The organism is Allorhizocola rhizosphaerae, assembly GCF_003426775.1.
GTDB classification, from domain to species: Bacteria; Actinomycetota; Actinomycetes; order Mycobacteriales; family Micromonosporaceae; genus Allorhizocola; species Allorhizocola rhizosphaerae.
In genome coordinates, this window is record NZ_QJUG01000049.1 from 1 (window position 1) to 19,497 (window position 19,497).

22 protein-coding genes and 1 riboswitch are annotated in these 19,497 nt (G+C 66.4%); of the genes, 9 read left to right on the forward strand and 13 right to left on the reverse strand.

What is annotated here, in order from left to right; translation table 11 throughout:
• Nucleotides 1-186, reverse strand: a 186-nt coding sequence (locus tag DM816_RS12870; RefSeq protein ID WP_117210451.1) for an SDR family NAD(P)-dependent oxidoreductase, incomplete at its 3' end; no start/stop codon positions are given.
• Complete coding sequence (locus DM816_RS12875) at nt 183-629, reverse strand: SRPBCC family protein (protein ID WP_117210452.1); 447 nt, start codon at nt 627-629, stop codon at nt 183-185. The genes DM816_RS12875 and DM816_RS12870, both read right to left, overlap by 4 nt.
• A 112-nt stretch (nt 630-741) precedes the next feature.
• Here DM816_RS12875 and DM816_RS12880 point away from each other — a divergent pair, with 112 nt between their 5' ends.
• The 3 genes from DM816_RS12880 (at nt 742) to DM816_RS12890 (ending at nt 3,246) form a co-directional block, all read left to right on the forward strand.
• Nucleotides 742-1,956: a hypothetical protein gene (locus tag DM816_RS12880; protein ID WP_117210453.1), complete on the forward strand. Its 1,215-nt coding sequence runs from the start codon at nt 742-744 to the stop codon at nt 1,954-1,956.
• Entirely contained in the window at nt 1,953-2,423 is a 471-nt protein-coding gene (locus DM816_RS12885; RefSeq protein WP_117210454.1) for a hemerythrin domain-containing protein, read from the forward strand. The genes DM816_RS12880 and DM816_RS12885 overlap by 4 nt, the downstream gene beginning before the upstream one ends.
• A gap of 136 nt (nt 2,424-2,559) precedes the next feature.
• Nucleotides 2,560-2,675, forward strand: a riboswitch (SAM riboswitch).
• A 10-nt stretch (nt 2,676-2,685) separates the two neighbouring features.
• Nucleotides 2,686-3,246 carry a GNAT family N-acetyltransferase gene (locus tag DM816_RS12890; RefSeq protein WP_117210455.1) on the forward strand — a complete coding sequence of 187 codons (561 nt, stop codon included), beginning with the start codon at nt 2,686-2,688 and terminating at the stop codon, nt 3,244-3,246.
• On the opposite strand, the gene DM816_RS12895 is transcribed toward DM816_RS12890, so the two are convergent.
• From DM816_RS12895 to DM816_RS43720, 7 genes are read right to left on the reverse strand one after another with little or no spacing between them, the layout of a single operon-like run.
• Nucleotides 3,243-3,530 (reverse strand): hypothetical protein, encoded by a 288-nt coding sequence (locus tag DM816_RS12895; RefSeq protein WP_117210456.1) that lies wholly within the window; start codon nt 3,528-3,530, stop codon nt 3,243-3,245. The two genes, DM816_RS12890 and DM816_RS12895, sit on opposite strands and share 4 nt — an antisense overlap.
• A 10-nt stretch (nt 3,531-3,540) precedes the next feature.
• On the reverse strand, nt 3,541-3,987 hold the full coding sequence (locus tag DM816_RS12900; protein ID WP_117210457.1) for a DUF1579 family protein: 447 nt from the start codon (nt 3,985-3,987) through the stop codon (nt 3,541-3,543).
• 9 nt (nt 3,988-3,996) lie between these two features.
• Entirely contained in the window at nt 3,997-5,001 is a 1,005-nt protein-coding gene (locus DM816_RS12905) for a polyprenyl synthetase family protein (RefSeq protein WP_117210458.1), read from the reverse strand.
• Nucleotides 4,998-6,419 (reverse strand): family 2B encapsulin nanocompartment shell protein, encoded by a 1,422-nt coding sequence (locus DM816_RS12910; RefSeq protein WP_117210490.1) that lies wholly within the window; start codon nt 6,417-6,419, stop codon nt 4,998-5,000. Before DM816_RS12910 ends, DM816_RS12905 begins: the two co-directional genes overlap by 4 nt.
• Nucleotides 6,420-6,433: 14 nt before the next feature.
• Nucleotides 6,434-7,603 carry a helix-turn-helix domain-containing protein gene (locus DM816_RS12915; protein WP_117210459.1) on the reverse strand — a complete coding sequence of 390 codons (1,170 nt, stop codon included), beginning with the start codon at nt 7,601-7,603 and terminating at the stop codon, nt 6,434-6,436.
• A 43-nt stretch (nt 7,604-7,646) separates the two neighbouring features.
• Nucleotides 7,647-8,390: a bestrophin-like domain gene (locus DM816_RS12920; RefSeq protein WP_162907389.1), complete on the reverse strand. Its 744-nt coding sequence runs from the start codon at nt 8,388-8,390 to the stop codon at nt 7,647-7,649.
• A 5-nt stretch (nt 8,391-8,395) separates the two neighbouring features.
• Nucleotides 8,396-9,382 carry a DUF6923 family protein gene (locus tag DM816_RS43720; RefSeq protein WP_211588672.1) on the reverse strand — a complete coding sequence of 329 codons (987 nt, stop codon included), beginning with the start codon at nt 9,380-9,382 and terminating at the stop codon, nt 8,396-8,398.
• Between the two features lie 324 nt (nt 9,383-9,706).
• Here DM816_RS43720 and DM816_RS12930 point away from each other — a divergent pair, with 324 nt between their 5' ends.
• The 4 genes from DM816_RS12930 (at nt 9,707) to DM816_RS12945 (ending at nt 13,423) form a co-directional block, all read left to right on the forward strand.
• On the forward strand, nt 9,707-10,591 hold the full coding sequence (locus tag DM816_RS12930; protein WP_281274320.1) for an N-acetylglucosamine kinase: 885 nt from the start codon (nt 9,707-9,709) through the stop codon (nt 10,589-10,591).
• A gap of 101 nt (nt 10,592-10,692) precedes the next feature.
• Complete coding sequence (locus DM816_RS12935; RefSeq protein WP_117210462.1) at nt 10,693-11,976, forward strand: citrate synthase; 1,284 nt, start codon at nt 10,693-10,695, stop codon at nt 11,974-11,976.
• Between the two features lie 7 nt (nt 11,977-11,983).
• Complete coding sequence (locus DM816_RS12940) at nt 11,984-12,634, forward strand: TetR/AcrR family transcriptional regulator (RefSeq protein WP_162907390.1); 651 nt, start codon at nt 11,984-11,986, stop codon at nt 12,632-12,634.
• 60 nt (nt 12,635-12,694) lie between these two features.
• A complete protein-coding gene (locus DM816_RS12945; RefSeq protein ID WP_117210464.1) occupies nt 12,695-13,423 on the forward strand; it encodes a GH12 family glycosyl hydrolase domain-containing protein in 729 nt (242 codons plus the stop codon).
• Here DM816_RS12945 and DM816_RS12950 read toward each other — a convergent pair.
• Nucleotides 13,413-14,210, reverse strand: a complete 798-nt coding sequence (locus DM816_RS12950; RefSeq protein WP_117210465.1) for a TIGR03084 family metal-binding protein — start codon at nt 14,208-14,210, stop codon at nt 13,413-13,415. The genes DM816_RS12945 and DM816_RS12950 overlap by 11 nt on opposite strands.
• A 267-nt stretch (nt 14,211-14,477) precedes the next feature.
• On the opposite strand from DM816_RS12950, the gene DM816_RS42465 reads away from it, so the two are divergent.
• Complete coding sequence (locus DM816_RS42465) at nt 14,478-14,648, forward strand: hypothetical protein (RefSeq protein WP_162907391.1); 171 nt, start codon at nt 14,478-14,480, stop codon at nt 14,646-14,648.
• Between the two features lies 1 nt (nt 14,649).
• Here DM816_RS42465 and DM816_RS12955 read toward each other — a convergent pair whose 3' ends face one another.
• Nucleotides 14,650-16,209 (reverse strand): ricin-type beta-trefoil lectin domain protein, encoded by a 1,560-nt coding sequence (locus DM816_RS12955; protein ID WP_117210466.1) that lies wholly within the window; start codon nt 16,207-16,209, stop codon nt 14,650-14,652.
• A gap of 303 nt (nt 16,210-16,512) precedes the next feature.
• Entirely contained in the window at nt 16,513-16,845 is a 333-nt protein-coding gene (locus DM816_RS42470; RefSeq protein ID WP_162907392.1) for a hypothetical protein, read from the reverse strand.
• Nucleotides 16,846-17,529: 684 nt separating this feature from the next.
• Between DM816_RS42470 and DM816_RS12965 the strand changes: the two genes are divergently transcribed.
• Nucleotides 17,530-18,861 (forward strand): NsdA family TPR-like regulatory protein, encoded by a 1,332-nt coding sequence (locus tag DM816_RS12965; RefSeq protein ID WP_117210468.1) that lies wholly within the window; start codon nt 17,530-17,532, stop codon nt 18,859-18,861.
• A gap of 9 nt (nt 18,862-18,870) precedes the next feature.
• Here DM816_RS12965 and DM816_RS12970 read toward each other — a convergent pair whose 3' ends face one another.
• Complete coding sequence (locus tag DM816_RS12970; RefSeq protein WP_246001922.1) at nt 18,871-19,332, reverse strand: NUDIX domain-containing protein; 462 nt, start codon at nt 19,330-19,332, stop codon at nt 18,871-18,873.
• Nucleotides 19,333-19,497: the final 165 nt, after the last annotated feature.

The window sequence follows — 19,497 nt, forward strand, 5'->3', positions numbered from 1 at the left end:
CACGTCGCACTGCGCGGTCGCGACCCGCTCGGCACCGTTCGTCTCGCACTCGCGCCGCGCGGCCTCCAGCCCGGCCGCCCCGCGGGCGATCAGGCCGACCCGCGCGCCGCGCCGGGCATAAACGTTCGCCACCGCGCGGCCGATGCCCGCGCTGGCCCCGGTAATCACGACTGTTTGCGCGTTCACTGTTTGCGCTCCCGTCTCGTCGCCAGGTCCGACAGCCGGCGCAGCGCCTCGCGGTTGCGGTGGTGCAGCATCAGATCGTCGGCTTTGGTGCGCAGCCAGCGCAGCGGGCCCGCACCCATCTCCTCTTCGAGCGTCACCTCGGTCTCGCGCTCGTTGACCGGAGTCAGCGTGAACCGCACGACCAGCTCGCCCAGCGGCCACAGATGCGGGCGCATCACCAGCTCGCGCGGCGGATCGCTCGACACGACAACGGTTTTGTCCCGTAGCTTGATCGGCCAGACCCCGGCCTGGTGGTAAATCTGTGACCCGGGCGCGGGCCAGTCGGCGTCCACGTCGCGGATGTGCGCCGTGCCGACCACCCAGTCGCTGTAACTCCATCCATCGGACAGCACCTCGAAGATCCTCTCCGGCGGCGCCGGGATGAGCTGTTGAACCACGGCCATTTTCCGCTATTACCCGGCGTGCCGCGTTTGTAACGGCGAGGCTGGGGGTAGCTGGCGCGGGTGCCGCAGCACCGAGCACCCGCGGCATGTGAAACCGCCGACCCTTGGGGGGATGAAGTTGTTCAATCCGCTGACTGAAAAGGGGATCCCGCTCGATCAACACTTGCGCACCTGGCGCGAGCTCGATTCCGAGCCCATCGATCCGGACACCGCCGACCCATACACCATCTGCCGGGCCATCGTGATGAACGGCATCGAGGTGGAGGCCGTCTTCTTCGGCCATCACCTGGCCCGCGTGTGCACGGACATGGAGCTCAAGCGGGAGCTCGCCTACACCCGCTACATCGAGGCGCAGCAGCAGAAGGCGGTCAACTGGCTGCTCCCGCCCATCGCCAGCCCGCTGCAGACGACCATCGCCTACGAGCAGGTAGCCGTCGATCTGACATCGTGGGTGGCCCGGATGGAGCCCGACCCCTATCTGCGCCAGGCGTACGAGTTCGGGGTACTGGAAGATTTCGATCATCTCTATCGATACGCCAACCTGTTCGAGATGATCGAGCGACGCAAGGCGGAAAAGGTCGTCGACTCGCTGACCGAGGTCATGCCCGGCCGACCGACCCGGCTGCACCACCGGCACCCGGCCGACAACGTGCGCGACCACTACGACAAGGACACGGCGAACCCGCTGTCGCGGCTGCACGCGCTGACCGTCATGTCCGCCGAGCAGCAGACCATGAACTTCTACATGAACGTCGGCCCGCAATACATGGAGCCGATCGCGCGCCAGCTCTACATCGAGATCGGCATGATCGAGCAGGAGCATGTCACTCATTACGAGTCGCTGGTCGACCCCGGCGAGACCTGGTGGGAGCGGCTGGTCACGCACGAATACAACGAGGTTTATCTGTACTACTCGTTCATGCGGCAGGAGACCGACCCGCGGGTGAAGGCCATCTGGGAGCTGCACCTCAACATGGAGCTGGCCCACCTGCACGCCGCGTGCGACCTCATGCGCCGCATGGACGGCCGGGAGCCGGAGGAGATTCTGCCACGGGAGCTGCCCGAGCCGGTCAAGTTTGAGCCCAACAAGGAGTTCCTGCGCGAGCTGCTGGCCACCCAGATCGACCTGACCACACTGGGCACTGGCTATGTACGTGAGGCACACGAGCGGTTCGAGCGCATGCAGCAGGAGATCAACCGCGACGGCTCGCCCAGCGAGGAGGTCATCGACATGCACGGGGCCGAATTCGGGTCCGACTATCGGGTCGAGACCGAGGGGCAGCACCCGGTCGAGGGCCTGCGCCAGATGGCGGAGGCTCAGCGATGAGGGCCGCGACGACGGTCGTCCGGCAGAAGGATCTGATCGACGTGCTGCTGGAGCAGCACGCGCTGATCGAGGAGCTGTTCCAGCTCGTGGAAACCTCCAGGGGCAAGGCCAAGAAGGAGGCCTTCACTGAGCTGGCAGCATTGCTGCAAGCGCACGAGGAGGCCGAGGCCGAAATCGTCCACCCGCTCGCCGCCGCGACCATCGACGCCGGCATCGAGGTCACGCAGGAGCGTCTGGAGGAGGAGGCGGAGGCCAAGGAACTGCTCGCACAGCTCATCAAGTCCGGCCCCGGCAGCGCGGCCTTCGACGACGACTTCCAACAGCTACGCGCGTCCGTGCTGGAGCACGCCGTGCACGAGGAGCGCTACGAGTTCAAGCATTTGCGGGCCAGTCAGCCGCCCGAAACGCTGGTCGAGCTCGCCGACAAGTTCCTCAAGCGCCAAAAGCGCCTCGCCGCGACCGCTTAAGCGCGCGGCGCCGAGACAATCCAGCTAGCCCAGACCCTGCGCCACGCTGGCCCGCCTTACTGCCGGGCCAGCGTGGCGACGCCTGCGGCAGTCATCCTGCGCGGGCGGGAAGCGGGCGTGTTACGGTACCGGCACAGGTCATGAGCGCCAGCGCCAAGCCCCGGCTCGCTGGCTGGCAACCCTCCGTTCGCGGGCGGGGTGCTCCGGGTGAGGACCAGGCTCGGCACACCACGTGCCGGGCAAGCCGCGAAAGGAGATTCGCATGACGGTGCTGCGCTTCCGTTGCGCCGGCCCCGATGACGCCGACCAGGTCGCGCTACTACACGCCGACAGCTGGCGCCGACACTATCGGGGCGCCTACGCCGATTCGTTCCTCGACGGCGATGTCGTGGCCGACCGCCGTGCCGTGTGGCAGGCGCGGCTGGCGACACCCGCGGCCAAAGCCGAGACGATCCTTGCCGAGCACCAGCACGACGGGCGCCTGCTGGGCTTCATCCATGTCGCGTTCGACGAGGATCCGCGTTGGGGCAGCCTGGTCGACAACTTGCATGTTTCCCACGAACTGCGCCGCGCCGGCATCGGCACCCGCCTGCTGGCTCACGGGGCTGGAGCCGTCACTCGACGAGCGACGACCGGCACCGGGATGTACCTATGGGTGCTGCAGCAGAACACCGAAGCACAGCAGTTTTACCGCGCCCGCGGAGCAGCGCCCGCCGAGTCGGCCGCGGTGACGCCACCCGGTGGTGACCCGGCCCGCCTCAACGGCACGCCCCGCAGCCTGCGCATGGTGTGGCCGGACGCCTCGCTCCTGGCGAGGTCCTAATCCGCCCCCAGCTCGATTGCCACCAACAACAGCACGGCGAGCCCCGTCGCGAGCCCGACCCCAACCCCCAGCAGCAGGCTTCCGCCGACAAACGTGGTGATGAAGCTGGCCAGCCCGCCCGAGATGGCAAACGTCGCCAACGCCGGATAGGGCCGATGCCGCACGTAGCCCACGGCCGCCTTGGCCACGAACTTCAGGAAGATGCCCAGGAACACGAGGACGCCGATGACGGCGAGCCCACCGAGCACCCACAGAACGACCTCACCACCCGAGACCCCGGACATGCGGCGCAGCCTACCGGCTGAAGCTCGCCCGCACGACCTCGTATGCGGCATTGTCCGAAGGCAGATTGATCATCGTGAGGATGAGGTCGCCAAGGCCGCTGACGCGGATGCGCCAACCCCAGTCTGGCCCGGGCGGCGCCGCGTAGACGCCCTCCAGCGCAACCTCGAACGACGAGGCGACACCCTGCAGGGCCATCCAGTGCGGCGTCTGGTGGAACGAGTCGACCCAGATCCCCCGCGCCTCGTGCGGCGCCGACCCGTCGCCGATCAGCAGCAGCCCGTCCTGCGGACCGTCCGCATTGGACCACGCATAACGCACGGTCACCAGGCTGCCCGCCGTCACGTCAACCGAAGCCCCGGCTGAGCAGGTCACGAACTCGTCGTCGGGCATGAACCGCGTCGCGAGCTCGCCGGTCCAGTCGCCCAGCAGATGTTCCAAACTCTGAAGTACTCCCACCCCACGATCTTAGAAGTCCCGATGCGTCGCCAACCTCGCCAACGCGTCCAATTCGGCGACCGCCCGTTCCCCCAACCCCGCCACGCGCAGGTGTTCCAGCGCCCGCGAGAGCTGTTCGTCGATCTGCGCCAGGCTCCACCGCCTCCCTCCCGCCTCCTCGACCAGCCGGGCCGCGTTGGCCAGGTCGCCCCGCGACAGTTTGTCGTCCCTGCGATACAGCGCGGCCAGCGCCCGCCCCGCCGGATTGTCGGCGCTCAGCGCCGCGATCACCGGCAGGGTCTTCTTGCGGCTGCGCAGATCCGAGAACACCGGCTTGCCGGTGACGGCCGGATCGCCCCAGATGCCGAGCATGTCGTCGACCACCTGGAAGGCCAGGCCCAGCCGCTCGCCGAACGACGCGAGGTGCTCGATCTGGGCCATGGTGCCGCCGCCGAGCAGCCCGCCCAGCGCGCACGAGCAGCTCAGCAGCGCGCCCGTCTTGCGCTGCGCCATCAGCAGGCACTCACCCAGCCCGACATCGTTGCGCTTTTCGAACGCCAGGTCGGCGCTCTGGCCGTCGATCAAGTGTTGCACGGCCCGTTCGAGCAGGCTGGTCCCGATACCTTGAAAGCAAAGGGTTTTGAAGGCCAGGGCCAAAAGGGCGTCGCCGGCCAGGATCGCCTGATTCACGCCGAAGATGCGCCAGGCGGTCGGGCGGTGCCGCCGAGTCTGGTCGGCGTCCATGACGTCGTCGTGCAGCAGTGAGAAATTGTGCACCAGCTCCACCGCCACCGCGCCGGGCAGGGCGGCTCCGGCCGACCCGCCGACCGCTTCGGCCGAAACGAGAACCAGCGCGGGCCGCAGCGCCTTGCCCGGCCCGCCGGCCGTGTCCCAGCCGAAATGGTATTCGGCGATCTGCCGGACCGCCTGCGGCAGATCGGAAACGGCCTGGCGCAGAGCCGGATCCAGCAGGCTCCGGCTCCACGTCAGCACCTCGGGCGCGCTGCGGGCGGCCCGCTCCTCAAGTGTGGTCATGGCAGGTCGTAGTAGTGTCCGATCTCGACATTTTCCAGCACACCCAGGGCATCGGGCACCAGGGCCGCGACCGAATAGTACGCGCTGACAAGGTACGACATGATGGCCCGTTCGCTGATGCCCATGAAGCGCACGGACAGGCTGGGCTGGTATTCGTCCGGGATGCCGGTCTGGTGCAGGCCGACCACGCCCTGGTCCTCCACTCCCAACCGCATGGCGATGATCGAGCTGGTGCGGGCGCCGTCGACGGGTATCTTGTTGCACGGCAGGATCGGCACGCCTCGCCACCCCGGCACGTGATGTCCTTGGAAATCAAGGGGTTCGGTGTAGAGGCCGCGCCGGTTGCACTCGCGCCCGAACGCGGCGATGGCGCGCGGATGGGCCAGGATCACCTGCGTCTTGCGCCGCCGGCTCAGCAGTTCGTCCATGTCGTCCGGGGTGGGCGGGCCGGACCGGGTCTGGATGCGCTGTTTGAGGTCGGCGTTGTGCAGCAGGCCGAACTCCCGGTTGTTGACCATCTCGTGCTCCTGCCGCTCGCGCAGCGCCTCGATTGTGAGCCGTAGCTGCTGCTCGACCTGATTCATCGGGTGGTTGTAGAGGTCGGCGACCCTGGTGTGCACGCGCAGCACCGTTTGCGCCACCGACAACTCGTATTCCCGCGGGGACGTTTCATAATCCACAAACGTGCCAGGCAATTGCGGTTCGCCGCTGTGGCCGGCCGCCAGGGCGATCTCGGCCTCCCCTAACCGATTTTGTTTTGGTACCGGGCGAGCCCGCAGCGTTTCGAAGTGCGCGCGCAGGGTCTCCGACCGCTCGGCCACCGAATCGAAGTCGCGCCGGGACATGACCAGCACGATGCACGGTGTGGCCGCCCGCACCGTGTACGGCCACGTGTCGTCGTCGTGCAGCACGGTTTCGTCGCCGAAGTGGTCGCCGTCGGCGAGCACGTCGAGCACGGTCTGGTGGCCGTACTTGCCGGGTCCCACCTTTTCGGCCTTGCCGTGCGCGATGAGGAAGATCTGGTCCGACGGGTTGCCGTACTGCACCAGGCGTTCGCCGGGCGCGAACTCCGCCTGCGTGAACCGTTCGGCGAGGGTCGTCAGCACTTCGTCGTCGGGGCTCAGCTCGCGCAGCAGCGGAAGCTCGCGCAGCTCCTGCGGGATGACCTGCACCGCGGCGCCGGTGTTGACGAACGTCAGCCGGCCGTCGCCCACCGCGTAGGTCGTGCGGCGGTTGACCCGGTAGACGCCACCGCTGACCTGGACCCATGGCAGCACACGCAGCAGCCACCGGGACGTGATCTCCTGCATCTGCGGCACGGTTTTGGTTGTGGTGGAAAGGTTTCTGGCGGCCTCGGTGGCGAGGCTGAGCTGCTGCTCGGTCTGCTGCTCGGTCCGGGTCGGATCGGTGATGGTCATCGAGAACACCTCTTTCAGGTAAGGCCGGTTCGTTGGGCGAGCGCCAGCACATCGGTTCGGATGAGGGCGTCATCGCGCTGCAGGAGGTCGCGGAGCACGGCCCGCGCCTCGCGGTTGTATCGAATTTCCTCGGGGCACATGTCTTCGGCTTTGAGCAGGGCCAGGACCATCGCGGCGGTGTTGTCCTGTCGGGCGTGCGCGCGGGCGACCGTGATGTAGTGCCGCGACCGCCGTTCACGGGCCGGTACCCGTTGCACGTCAACGGTTTCGGCGAGGCGCAGCGCCTGCCGCACCCGCCCCTGGCGCAGCGAGATCCGGACCGCGTGGATCTGCACGCCGGTGGGCCCGAAGGCGCACGAGTAGTCGTTGCGGTCCTCGCCGAGCCGGACCGCCGTGGCCCGGGCCCGGTCGAGGAGGCGCTCCCCGACGAGGTGGTCGTCGTCGGCGACGGCCGCCTCGGCCGCGGTCAGGTGGAGAGCGCCTTGCACACAGAGGTGCGCGACATCGTCGGCGTCCAATGTGGACGCGGCGATGAGACACACCTGGCGCGCCTGCGCCGGGGAACCCAGGCGCGCCAGGGTGTTGCCGAAGCCGTCGATGCACGCGGCCTCGGCCAGTGGGTCGCCGCTTCGGCGGGCGGCGGCCACGGCCCGTTCGCTCGCGAGCAGTGCCGCGGGCAGGTCGCCCAGTCGGCGCAGCACCGCTGACGCCAGCCTGTGGGCATTGGCGATCAGGTCATCGGAGCCCTCCACTGTGGACAGCGCGCTGATCAGCGCGGGAAGTCGTTGCAGAGTGGTCGAATAGGGGTGTGGGGATTCGTGCCAGTCGGTCCAGATGTCGTCGAGCCGGGTGCGTAGTTCGAGTTGGTCCACCGAGCGGCGCGGCGCGGCGGGTGGGCGATAAAGCGTGTCGCGCAACGATTCCACGAGTCCCGGCGGTGGGGCGGCCGGGTCGGCTTTGGGCATCGCGCAGCCCAAAAACGACGGTGGGTCGGAAACCTTGAGCACCTTGGCGAGCAAAAGCAGCAGCGAGAGCCGGTCCACCGGGCGGTCGCCGCGCTCCACCTGCCGGACCCACTCCGAGCTGCGCCCGATCAGATCACCGAGGATCTCGCGGGAGAGCCCGCGCCTGCGGCGGGCCAGCTCGATGCGGCGGCCAAGGGGGAGCTCGATATCGCTGGCCATCAGCGCCTCCGGGAGGAAATCGGGGCAATATGGACATAGCGTATTAAATCTGCACAGGATTAGCTAGACGGAAAAGTGCGTCTTGCAAGGCATCCGAGGTCACTGCCAGCCCACGGCTGTATGGAAACTCCAGGTGGTACAGGACCGTCAGCACCAGCCCGATCATCCCGCCGACCACGAACAGCATCAGCCCATTGGGGAACGTGCGGGCCAGGCCGAACAGGTACAGGAACGCTATGATGATCACACCGCCGCCGATCAGGATCGGCCACATGGGAAGCGGCATGCCGTCGTCGGCCACGGTGATCCGCGCGCGGCGGGCATCCGCCAGCTCGTTGAGCCGCTTCGTCAGGTTGCTGTCGGGATCGGCGGCCGACTCCGCCTTGGCACGCATCCGGTTGAACGCCTCTTCGACCTTCCGGCTGGGTACCCGTCTGTGGCGCAGGCCGTCGAACTCGCTGGTGGCAGCCTCGCGGGCGTACTCGATGATCAGGCCCTGCACCTCGGCGCGGTCCGGCGGTTCGAGCGTCCGCGCCGCCCAGTGCACCTCGATCAGGGCACTGGCCTCGCGCTCCGTGTTCTGAAAGGCCGCGCTGCGCGGCTCCCACACGGCGACCGCCGCCAACGCCACGATGATCGCGTAGATGGTGGCAATCGTGGAATACAGTGTGCTGGCCGCATCGGTGTCGGCCACCCGCCATCGAGCCGGGACACACCGCCCGACAACCAGGAAGCCGATCACCGAGGCGCCCGACGCCATCAGCACCGGAAGCACCTGCCTGAACACGGCCGTCACCTCCTTCGCGCCGCGATGCGAGCCGCGACGGCAAGTGCGGGAATGAGAAGCCCCAACAAAAGAATTCTTGCGGTGGGTACGGGCTGCGCCGCGCGAAGCGTTGGAGCGACTTCACGTTTGAGTGTCGGGCTCGGACTGTCCACTGAGGACGGCTCCGGCAGGGGTATCGATGGCGGCGGTGGCCTTGGCTGGGCCGGCCGCACACTCGGCGATGGCGATGGCGATGGCGATGGCGATGGCGATGGCGATGGCGATGGCGATGGCGATGGAGATGGCGACGGCGACGGCGATGGCGATGGCAGCGCACGCGGGCACGGCGCAGCATCGGACGTTGTCGTGGGCGACCCAAAATCGGTGAACGTCGCGCTGTCCGGCGCGCTGAGCGGGATGTGATACAGGCGGCCGCTGGCGTTGTGCAAGGCGTGCAAGGTACCGGCCGGATCCATCACCACGCCTCCGTACGAGCCGTCACCGGGCATGCCGTCCAGCTGTTCGGAAAGCGCCACGCGGCCGGAGTCCGGATCGATACGGGCCAAGCGCGGCCCGCCGGGCCCGCGAGTGTCCACTCCGTACAGTGCGCCGTCGTCCGGCCACACGTCCCAGTCACCGATGCGCGGCCTGTCACGCAGCGGCACACTGCGCACCACCGCCAGCGTCCCGAGGTCCAGCACGACGATCGCGGTCCCGTTTGACAGCAGCCAGCGTCCGTCGGCGATCGTGCCAAGATAGGCACCCTGCAGCCCGCGCGGCACAGGCGCGCGCACCGCAAGCTCGCCATCGCGCGTAATCGTGACCAGGTCACGCCCATCGGCGACCGCGTGGTACAGGTCCTGCCCCGGGTCGTAGCCCAGCGCGTTCACCTCCACCGGCAACGGGCCTGTCGGGAACTGCGCGCCGCGCACCACAAATACGCAAGGCCCAGCGGCCGGGACCGGGACCGTCCCGGCCGCGATCACCGTGGAAGCGAGCCCGCTGAGCAGCATGAACACAGATGGTATGGACCTTGACCCACCTTGGCCCGCAACCTTTGTTGGACTATGAAAACCCTTGCCTCCGGCGGGCCTCGGGGTTCCGGGAGGAAACAGGGAAGTGGTGCGGTTGTACCCCTTAACCCCGTCTGCCCCTTCGGCACGGCACGGTTTTCCGGGTTTTCCCTCCTGGTCAAGGTGGAGCGCCCCACTGGACGTACGACCTTGACCCAGGATGGAAAACCCGGTTTGCTTTTCGGGCCGAAGGGGCAGACGGGGGTTCCCTCCCCGGAGCCCTAGAGGTTCCCGCCGGAGGCGAAGGGGTTTGAGTTGGAACTCGTGTTGGGGGCGGATATCGGAGGCACGTCGACGCGTGCTGTGGTGAGCACACTGGACGGTGTGGTCGTGGGGTCTGGGCGTGCCGGTGCGGGTAATCCTGTCACGGTGGCTCCGGAAACGGCCCGTGCCAATGTTGCCAAGGCTTTGCGCGAGGCGCTATCCAATGTGGATGGTGTTGGCTACGCCGTCATCGGGGCGGCCGGGTCGGTGCGTGCCGAAGTTTTGCGTCCCGTGTTCGAGCGCCTGCTGGTCTGCCCAACCCGTGTCGTGGGTGACGTGGTGGTCGCGTTCGCGGCGGGCACCACTGCTCCCGTCGGGAGTGTGCTTATCGCGGGCACTGGAGCCGTGGCCGCCAATATCAACGGACTCAACATCACCCGTGTGGGCGACGGGCTGGGCCCGCTCCTGGGCGATCTCGGGTCGGGCTTTTGGATCGGGCGCGCCGCCGCGACGCACGCCGCCCGGCAGCTTCAGCGGGGGGCGCGGGATCTGCTCACCGATCTGGTGACCAGCGAAACGGACCATGAGGTGTTCGTGACGGGGGTTCATGACCGCCCGCCCGGCGACCTGGCCAAGTTTGCCCCACTCGTGACCGAGGCGGCCGAGCGGGGCGACCCGGCCGCGCGGTCCATAGTGGACGACGCGGCCCGCCAGCTCGCTGCGACGGTCATGGATATCCGCGAGCCGGGCGATTCGACGCCCATTGTGCTGTCGGGGAGTGTGCTACTGCGCTCCGCGCCCGTGCTGGCGGCGGTCCGCGCTCGTCTCACAATGACCGAGATCAATCTTGCGAAGCCGGGGGAGATCGGCGCCGCGCGTCTAGCCGTGGCCGCTATGACACAGGTCACGCCCGCTGGAGGCCCAGCTCGGGACGGCCGAATGTGACGTAGTGCGTCGATTGGTGGGATGCCGTAACGATTCTTTCGCCGGGGTCGTACGCTGGGCGCGATGACCTTGTGCAAAGCGACCGAGACCCGGAGTGAAGCATGTCCGAATTCCTACTGAAGCACCCCAAAGGCGAGCTACCGCTGCCGCTCCGTGAGGGGACAGAGAGTCCGTCGGGCATGGACATCGGTGCATTACTCAAGGAGACGGGGCACGTCGCCGTCGACATCGGGTTCGTCAACACCGCGTCGTGCGAGTCCTCGATCACGTTCATCGATGGCGATGCCGGGGTCCTGCGCTACCGCGGTTATCCGATCGAGGAGCTGGCCGAGAAGTCCTCATTCCTTGAGGTCTCATATCTGCTGATCTACGGCGAGCTGCCCAGCGCCGAGCAGCTGGCCGAGTTCACCGGGCGGCTGCGGGTGCACACGCTGCTGCACGAGGAGATGCGCCGGTTCTTCGACGGATTCCCCCGCGACGCGCACCCGATGGCCGTGCTGTCGTCGGCAGTCAGCGCCCTGTCCACGTTCTATCAGGACAGCCTGGACCCGTTCGACCGGGAGCACGTGGAGATGTCCACGATCCGGTTGATGGCCAAGGTACCGACAATCGCTTCTTACGCTTACAAAAAGTCGATCGGTCAGCCGCTGCTCTACCCGGACAACAAGCTCGGCTACATCGAAAACTTCCTACGCATGACGTTCGGTGTGCCCGCAGCGGAATACGAGATCGACCCCGACGTGGTGCGTGTGCTCGATCAGCTGTTCATCCTGCATGCCGACCACGAGCAGAACTGCTCCACGTCGACCGTGCGGCTGGTCGGATCGAGTCAGGCCAACCTGTTCGCGTCCATCTCGGCGGGCGTCAACGCGCTGTTCGGGCCGCTGCACGGCGGGGCCAACCAGAGCGTGCTGGAGATGCTCGACGACATCCGCGCGGCGGGCGGCGACGTCGAGGCGTTCGTGCGCAAGGTCAAGAACAAGGAGGACGGGGTCCGGCTCATGGGCTTCGGCCACCGGGTCTACAAAAACTTCGACCCCCGCGCGGTGATCGTCAAGAAGGCCGCGCTGGACATCCTGGCCAAGCTGCACAAGCCCGACCCGCTGCTCGACATCGCCATGCGGCTGGAGGAGATCGCGCTGCAGGACGACTACTTCGTGTCCCGCAAGCTGTACCCGAACGTCGACTTCTACACCGGCGTGATTTACAAGGCGATGGGCTTCCCGACCAAGATGTTCACCGTGCTGTTCGCGCTCGGCCGGCTACCAGGCTGGATCGCGCAGTGGCGGGAGATGATGAGCGACCCGCAGACCAAGCTCGGCCGCCCGCGCCAGGTTTACACGGGTGCCCCGCGCCGCGGCTACGTGCCGGTCGAAGAGCGTTGACCGTTTGGTGTCCTTGCGCCGGGGCGGCCCGATGAAGGTCGGGCCGCCCCGGCGCATGGCGCCGGAAGACCGCCGGCAGCATCTGATCGATGCGGCCCTGCGGCTGTTTGCCGGCCGACCGCCGCAAGAGGTGTCGATCGACGACATCGCCGAGCAGGCCGAGGTGTCGCGAGCTTTGGTGTATCGCTATTTTCCGAGTACCGAGGCCATCCACGTGGCCGCGCTGCGTGCCGCGGCCGACGACCTGATCGGCCGGCTCACCCTGAGCCGCGACGGCACCCTGCTGGAGCAGCTGACCGCCTCGGTGACCGACTTCGTCGACTTCGCGACCAGTTACGCGCCAACATATCTGGCCCTGCTGCGCACCGGTTCGGTGGTCAGCACGCCCGACACCGACGCGCTCATCGACGACGTGCGGCAGCACGCGTTGGCCGAGATCTTCGCACGGGCGGGCGTCACCAATTCGACCCCGCTGATGACGCTGACCGTGCAGTGCTGGATCGCGGTGGTCGAGGGTTCGACCCTGGCCTGGTTGCAGGACAAGTTCTGCTCGCGCGACGAGCTGGTGGCATGGCACACACGCCAGTTCGTGGCGATGCTGAGCACGACGACGAATGCCGATCCAGCGATGTCGGCGATGCTCGACGCCCTGCTGTAACACATTGACGCGCTTCGCCGCTTGTTTGTTCACCAGCCAAACTAATCAGCGGAGGTAGGCATGAGAAGCGCGATCCGCCTCATCACCCTCTCCCTCGTCGCGTCGCTGCTCGGACTGGGCACGGCGACGCCCGCGACGGCGGCGGTGTGGGAATCCTGCGGCACGTGGGCCAACTGGAGCGAGGGCGGCTACAACCTCTACAACAACATCTGGGGCAGCGGGGCCGGGACCCAATGCATCTGGGCCAACTCCCACAGCAACTGGGGTGTGACCGCCGACCACCCCGCCACGCCCGGCGTGAAGTCGTACCCGAACAGCGAGCGGCCCAACATCCGTACACGGATAAGCGGTCTTAAAACTCTCACGAGCACGTTCGATGTCACGGTCCCGAGCGGCGGCGCTTATGCCACGGCATACGACATCTGGGCCGGCCGCAGCTACGAGATCATGCTGTGGGTCAACAAGCAGGGATCCGTGGCGCCGTGGGCGGACCGATACGACGACTTTGGCAACCCCATCCCGCGCGTGAGCGCCGTGAGCCTGGGCGGGCACACGTGGGACGCGTTCTACAACGGTGGCCCGCGCGGGCGGCACGTCGTCTCACTCGTGCGGACCGCGAACGCCAACGCCGGTACCGTGGACATTCTGGCCTGTCTGCAATGGATCCGGAACCAGGGCTGGATCGGCGACATCAGCATCGAGAAGGTGCAGCTCGGTTTCGAGATCTCCGGATCGCCCGGCGGCATGAGCTTCACGATGAACGACTACGGCGTGACGTTCAGTCGTTAGGCGAGGCAAACGGTTGCCGGCCCGTCCCGGGCGGGCCGGCGAAGGCCTGCGCGATGCCGAGCCAGATCTCGGCGTCGTCGCCGTGCGTGATGAGTGCCAGGTCGCCGCGGTGCCGGCGCTGCGTGGCGAGCAGGCAGAAGTCCAGGGCCGGGCCGGTGACCCGCTGGGCCGCGTCCTGCGGGCCCCACGTCCACAGCTCGCCGTCGGGCGCCTGCAACTCGACACGGAACTCCTCGGCAGGCGGGGTCAGGCCGTGCAGGCCGAAGGCGAAGTCACGCGTGCGCACGGCGAGCCGCGCGATGTGCTTGAGCCGCTTGGTGGGCGGGCGGCTAAGCGATAGAGCATCGTAGATGTCTTGCCCGTGTGCCCAGGTCTCCATGAGACGCGCGGTGGCCATGGAGGCCGCGCTCATCTGCGTGCCGAACCAGGGCAGCCGCACGCCGTCAGGCACCTCGGCCAGCGCGACCGCGAGCGCCGCCCGGCCGGAACGCCAGCGCAGCAACAACTCTCCGGGAGCAAGCTGTGCGGCGTCCTGCGCGCCGGAGTCGACAAAGCCGCCAGGGTCGTCCACGGCCCGCTTGAGCTGTTGCGCGAACCCCGTCGGGTCGGTCGCGGACAGCCGGGCCACGTGGTCGGTCCAGTGCAGGTGCGAGATCTGGTGGGCGATGGTCCAGCCGGGCGCCGGCGTCATCTGCGCCCACTGCGCCGTGGGCAGGCCGCCGACCAACCGGTCCAGCTCTTCACTCTCATCGTGCAGGTCGGCCAGCACGGCATTCAACGCGGACATGTGGGAATGCTAGTCGGTCTGCCGGCACGCCTGCTTGGTCCAGTACAGGTGCAGCTCCGTATCCGATTCGGGCGGGAGTGGCAGGCGAACTGTTTGCGTGCCCCAGAAGCGTTCCACGCGGATGGGCAGGGGTGCGGGACCGTTGGTGACGGCGTTGCGGTTCGTGATGCGGTAGTGGACCTCGATGGTCTGCTTCTGGCCGGGCCGGGTGTATCGTTAGAGGCCGGGTTGGCTTGCGCCCCAACCGGTCACGCTCACCGGGAGCCAGTGCGAAGCCGGGTGCGGCACGGCATGACCATCGCGGGCACGCCCGCGAATGCGCGCGAGATCAGGCGCAGGCTGGACGAGGCGGCAAAGCTTTACGCGGCAACGGCACGGCAGCTCGGGGTGCCGGCGGACGACGCGGTCGACGCCCTCCGCCGGCAGTGGGATCAGTAGGTCAGTAGACTCTGCTGCCAATGAAGTCGTTGTAGCCGTAGCCAATTGGGTTGGCGAAATTGCGCGACTCGAACGACCACTGCTGGCGAGCCGCGCCGCTGCCGCACGCTTGCAGGCGCAGGCGGGGCGCGCCTGACGATGGTGAGTCGAAGGCGAGGCAGAGACCCGAGTTGGCCGTGGGCTTGATCTGCGTCCCGGTCAGGAGCCAGTCTTGGTTGGTACCGCCATGACAGTCATAAATGACCACCTCGGTGCCGGCGGCCACGGTGCCACCCTTGATGTCCAGGCAGCGATCGTGAGACAGCTCTGAATGGATCGATTGCTGCGTGGCGTCATACCAGAAGCCCTGGTTACGGCCGCCGTGACAGGTGTAGCTCTGCTGGACGGTGCCGTTGCGGGAGTCGTAGCCCTTGCCGTCAACGCATTCGCCGGTGCCGGCATTGCGCAACTGCTTGAACTCGAACAGCCCGGGATAGAGCACGCTCCGGCCGGTGCTCGCCGGATCGACGCACGTCGCCGTCCGAAGGCTGGTGTTGAAGAATGCGGTCATGCACTGGGCGAACATCCCGTGCCCGCGATAGTTGGGATGGAACGATTGCCGGGCCGCGTTCTCGTCCCAGATGCCGATCTCGATGTAAAGTCCGCGGACGGAAGGGTTGTCCGTGCAAACCTCGTGGCCGTGGAACAACCGGCCCGCGTCGATGTAGCGCACGCCCTGGTTGAGCGCCGCCCGGCGCAGGGCAGTTTCGAACATGGGCACGGCCTTGTTGCGGGCGAACGCGGCGTCGTGCAGATAGATCAGGCATCCGCCGCCGTACCAGCCCGGGAAGTTCGGGTTGTCTTCGACGTCTGGGCTGCCGGGGCTGGGGTAGGACATGAAGACCAGCTCGTAGTCGGTCGGCAGATAACCGGCCCGGGTCATGGTCTGCTTGATGCTCGACAGCGCCTGCTCGACCTGCTGCCGGCTCCCCTCGACACGCGTCGCCCACACGTTGGTGTAGTCGGGGTAGCACGGGCCGAGGAAGAACACCCGGCTGATGGCGCAGTCGGTGGCGACCGGTCCGAATTGGATCGTGCCCTCGCCGTTGGCGCCCACGATCACCCAGATCAGCTTGACCCTGGTGTTGCGGGCCTTGATGGCGAGGTGGTCGCCCTGATTCAGCTCGTTCCACTGGGTGCGGCCGTTGCCCTCCATGAGGTGGGCGGGTTCGGCTCCCGAGCACGCGATGTTGTACTGGGTGTCGGAGGGGATGCCGGTGCGGAACACGGCCTGGTCGAAGGAGCGGTCGCACCAGTTGCCGTCCTGGTGCGTGCCGGGGACGTAGTTGCCGACGCCCTCGCCCGAGATCTGGCTGTCGCCCATCGTGATCAGTGAGCTCTTGCGCTGATCGATGGGCTTGATCTGCGGGCTGCCGTAGAGGGCCGTGGCCTCGGCGGCACGGATCGCCTCAAGGTGGGCGGGCAGCGGTTGAATGGGGGGACGGTCCTGCGCCTGCGCTGATGGCGCGGGAAGGGCGAACCCGACGATGAGGGTCGCCGCGATGGCAAGTGAGCGCCTCATGTGGACTCCTTGCGGGATGGGTTACCGCAGAGTAACCCTCGCAGCGGCAAATGTGAATACCTCTCGCGCTTCATTTGCCGGACTGTCGGGGGTGGACGGATTGGCTACGTCGATGAATTCAAACGCCAAACGGGGCGCAGCCTATCGATCGCCTGCCCGGATTCGCCGCATCACCGCCGTCAGCTCGTCATCAGTCAGCGGCTCCTCGCCAGGTAGACCATCAGGTCCATGATGTCGGCCAACAGCGTCTCCAGCGGTTCGTCGTCCGGCACGCCGGACTTGCGCGACTCTAGATCATCTGCCTCACTCAAAGGAAACCCTGTCCAGAATTGGAGTCTCTACTGACCACTGCCAGAGCCCCAGTGCGATGGGATGTGAGAGCAGGTCCGCCGAAACAATCACGGTCGTATCGGGTATGCCGACGCCGAACTGGAGCGCTGGCACGAGGCGGCTGCCACATTGGATGAACGCATCCCGGAGTGGATGGCGCACAAACGGCTCCATCCGATCGGCAACCGCAGTGGGTGTCAGACTATCTTGATCAGCCAAGGCCTCTGCAAGTCGTAGAGCCATAGCCCGGCCGAGTGAAAATGGACCGCCGACCAAGGTCAGTCGCGGGTCGTAGCTGGTGATCATGGCTCCTGGCCCGCCAGCGAACCGTTGTCCACGGTGGACGGTTACCGAGACGACCCGCCGAGCTTGGTCAAGTTGGGGCTCATCGTGCGGCTCTTCCTCCTCCTGTCCGGGAAAATCCCAGACAGGGAACGGGACGGGGCTCGGCTCCATAGTGTTGCTCCTTTCGAACATTTCTTGTGAAACGAGCTAAAAGGCCGGAAGGTAAAACAGCTGACCATCCTGAACCTTGGCTAATAGCTGCGGCTCCGCAACATCAACCGCGTCACCGGGCAAGACATTGAGTCCATGCACCAAGACGCAATTGATCAGCCCGCAAGGTTTCTTGCCGACGATTCGGCCAACGGCAGCCGGATATCTCGGCAGGCTTAGCACGACCAAATCCCCGAGGTAGACGGCTTCGTCAGTGCGGGTCGTCCAGCGCCATGGCCCTTTATCGAAGTCTGTGGACCGTGACGGGCACTCCGTGGCGCCGACTCCATGTGAACGCCGGAAGAAGCCACGCCAAGCGAGACCGTTCGGCATTACGCCGCTCCTTCACTGCCAATAGTTATGCGAGACGCGCGGCACCCGGGTCATTTGGAGTGACCGATGCGCACATAAATAGCCAATCAGGATTAGGCTCAGCGATAGAGATGACAACCGGTGAGACAGCGGTGACACCGTGTCCCCAGGAAGGGGCGAGCCATGTCGATGCGTCCTGCTTGGGCGGACCGGCTGCGCGAAGCACGGCTGAAGCGTTCCCCGTCGTGGTCACAGCTTCGTGCCGTAAGCGCCTTAGAGGAGAAGGCCCGCGAGTTCGGGCTGACGCTACCGGCGCGCGAAAGCCTGCTCCGGATGCTTAAGGGGTGGGAACGCGGTGACCATGAGCCCAGCGACTTCTACCGTTCGCTGTGGGCGTTTGTTTACGATGCGCCGGAACGCACGCTGTTTGCAGAGCTTCCGCCGTCGGCGCTCTCCGTGCTTGGCCTGGGGCTTGTAGCGGTGGAGGGCATTGTCGACGCGCCAGGTGGTGATGAGATGAAACGCCGTAACGTACTGCTCGGTGGCTCGTTGCTCGGCAGCTTCGCTTTCGTAAGTCCGCCTGACCCATATCGGGTAGGCATGAGCGAGGTGCGTGAGGTCAGTTCGGCCGCGCGCACCCTGCAACGGTGGGATCGCCAGTACGGTGGCTGGGTGCCATACCAGGCGGCAGCCGGCTACGTAGACAGCGCCGTTCGACTCGTGCGCGGTTCCTACACCGACAAGGTGCGGCGCCGACTCTTGCCTGCGGTGGCAGATCTGTGCGCCATGACGGGCTGGATCGCTTATGATATCGGCAGATTCGACGAATCGCAGCGCTACTTTGCGCTTGGTGTACAGATGGCTCAGCAAGGCGAGGACGCTGCGCTGGCCGCACGGCTGCTGTGCGACATGGCACGCGTCAACGCCGATCTAGGCAACCCGATGCAATCCGTGGAACTCCTTGGACTGGCAAACCATTTGACGGACAAGGGCGCCGCGACTCCCACTGTGCTTGCCAAGGTGAGAAGCATGGAAGCGAAGACCTATGCCATTCTGGGCCGGCCTGAGCCATGCCACAGGGCGCTTGCCGCTGCGGAAGCAAATCTGTCCCGAGGCAAGTCGAGCGCGGATCCGGTATGGATCGTCTACTTCAACGATGCGCAGTTGGCGGGCGTGGTGGGTTCCTGTTTTAGAGATCTGGCGGCGATGGACCCGGCGTATGCGGTGAAAGCCGAAGAGCCGATTCAACGCGCTGTTGCGAGTCGCAGTAAAAGTCAGATGCGCAACCAGGCGCTGGACAGAGCCAATCTGGCGACTGCCCGACTGCGCCGACGCGAATTGGACGGAGCCGCAGAACAGGCCGATCAAGCGATCACGCTGGCAGCGAACCTCAAGTCTAACCGGATCAACATGCGTCTCAAGATTCTGGCCAAGCAGGCGGAGCCATTCAAGGTACAACATGCTGGCATGGCAGCCGTCTGCGAGCGGATCGCACTCTTGCCGGAACTCGTCTGACGTGTGGGGTTAGAGCGGTTGACCGTCTTCCAGGTAGGCTGTCACGCCGCTGTCAAGTGCGGCAAAGGTCTGTGCGAGACGCGAAGCCGCACCACCAGCCTGGACCAGGGTGACCGCTTCATCTCGCGGGGCTGTTCGCCAAGCAGATATCTCGTTGGGCTGTAGCACAATTGCCTTAAGCTGCCGCTCCGATAGATACCCGCCGTCGAAGACGAACTGCACACATGCGGGGCGGTCTTCGGTGTCTGACTTAAAATCCACGACCAACAGCCGACGAACCGCAACATCCAGGCCCGTCTCCTCCAAGGTCTCGCGCCATGCCGCTTGACGTGGCGTCTCGCCGTGTTCCATGAGTCCACCGGGTAGATGCCAAACCTGTTTGTAGTGAGGCTTTACCAGCAGGACATGGTCTTTGTCGTCGCGCAGCAGTAGGCCTGCGGCTCCCATGAGGACCTTGTGTTGGTCGAACATGCTCACACAGGTAGTCTGCCTGCCTCCAGCAGAGACAGCTGGCTGGATCAGAGAGGTGTCGGATATAGGTCGCTGTGCGGAAGATCGCACCGAGCCGAGCTCCTGCATTGCATCAGGCGGTCTCGGCTCCACGGCTCCAACCCACCAGAGGCGGGTGGCAACCGA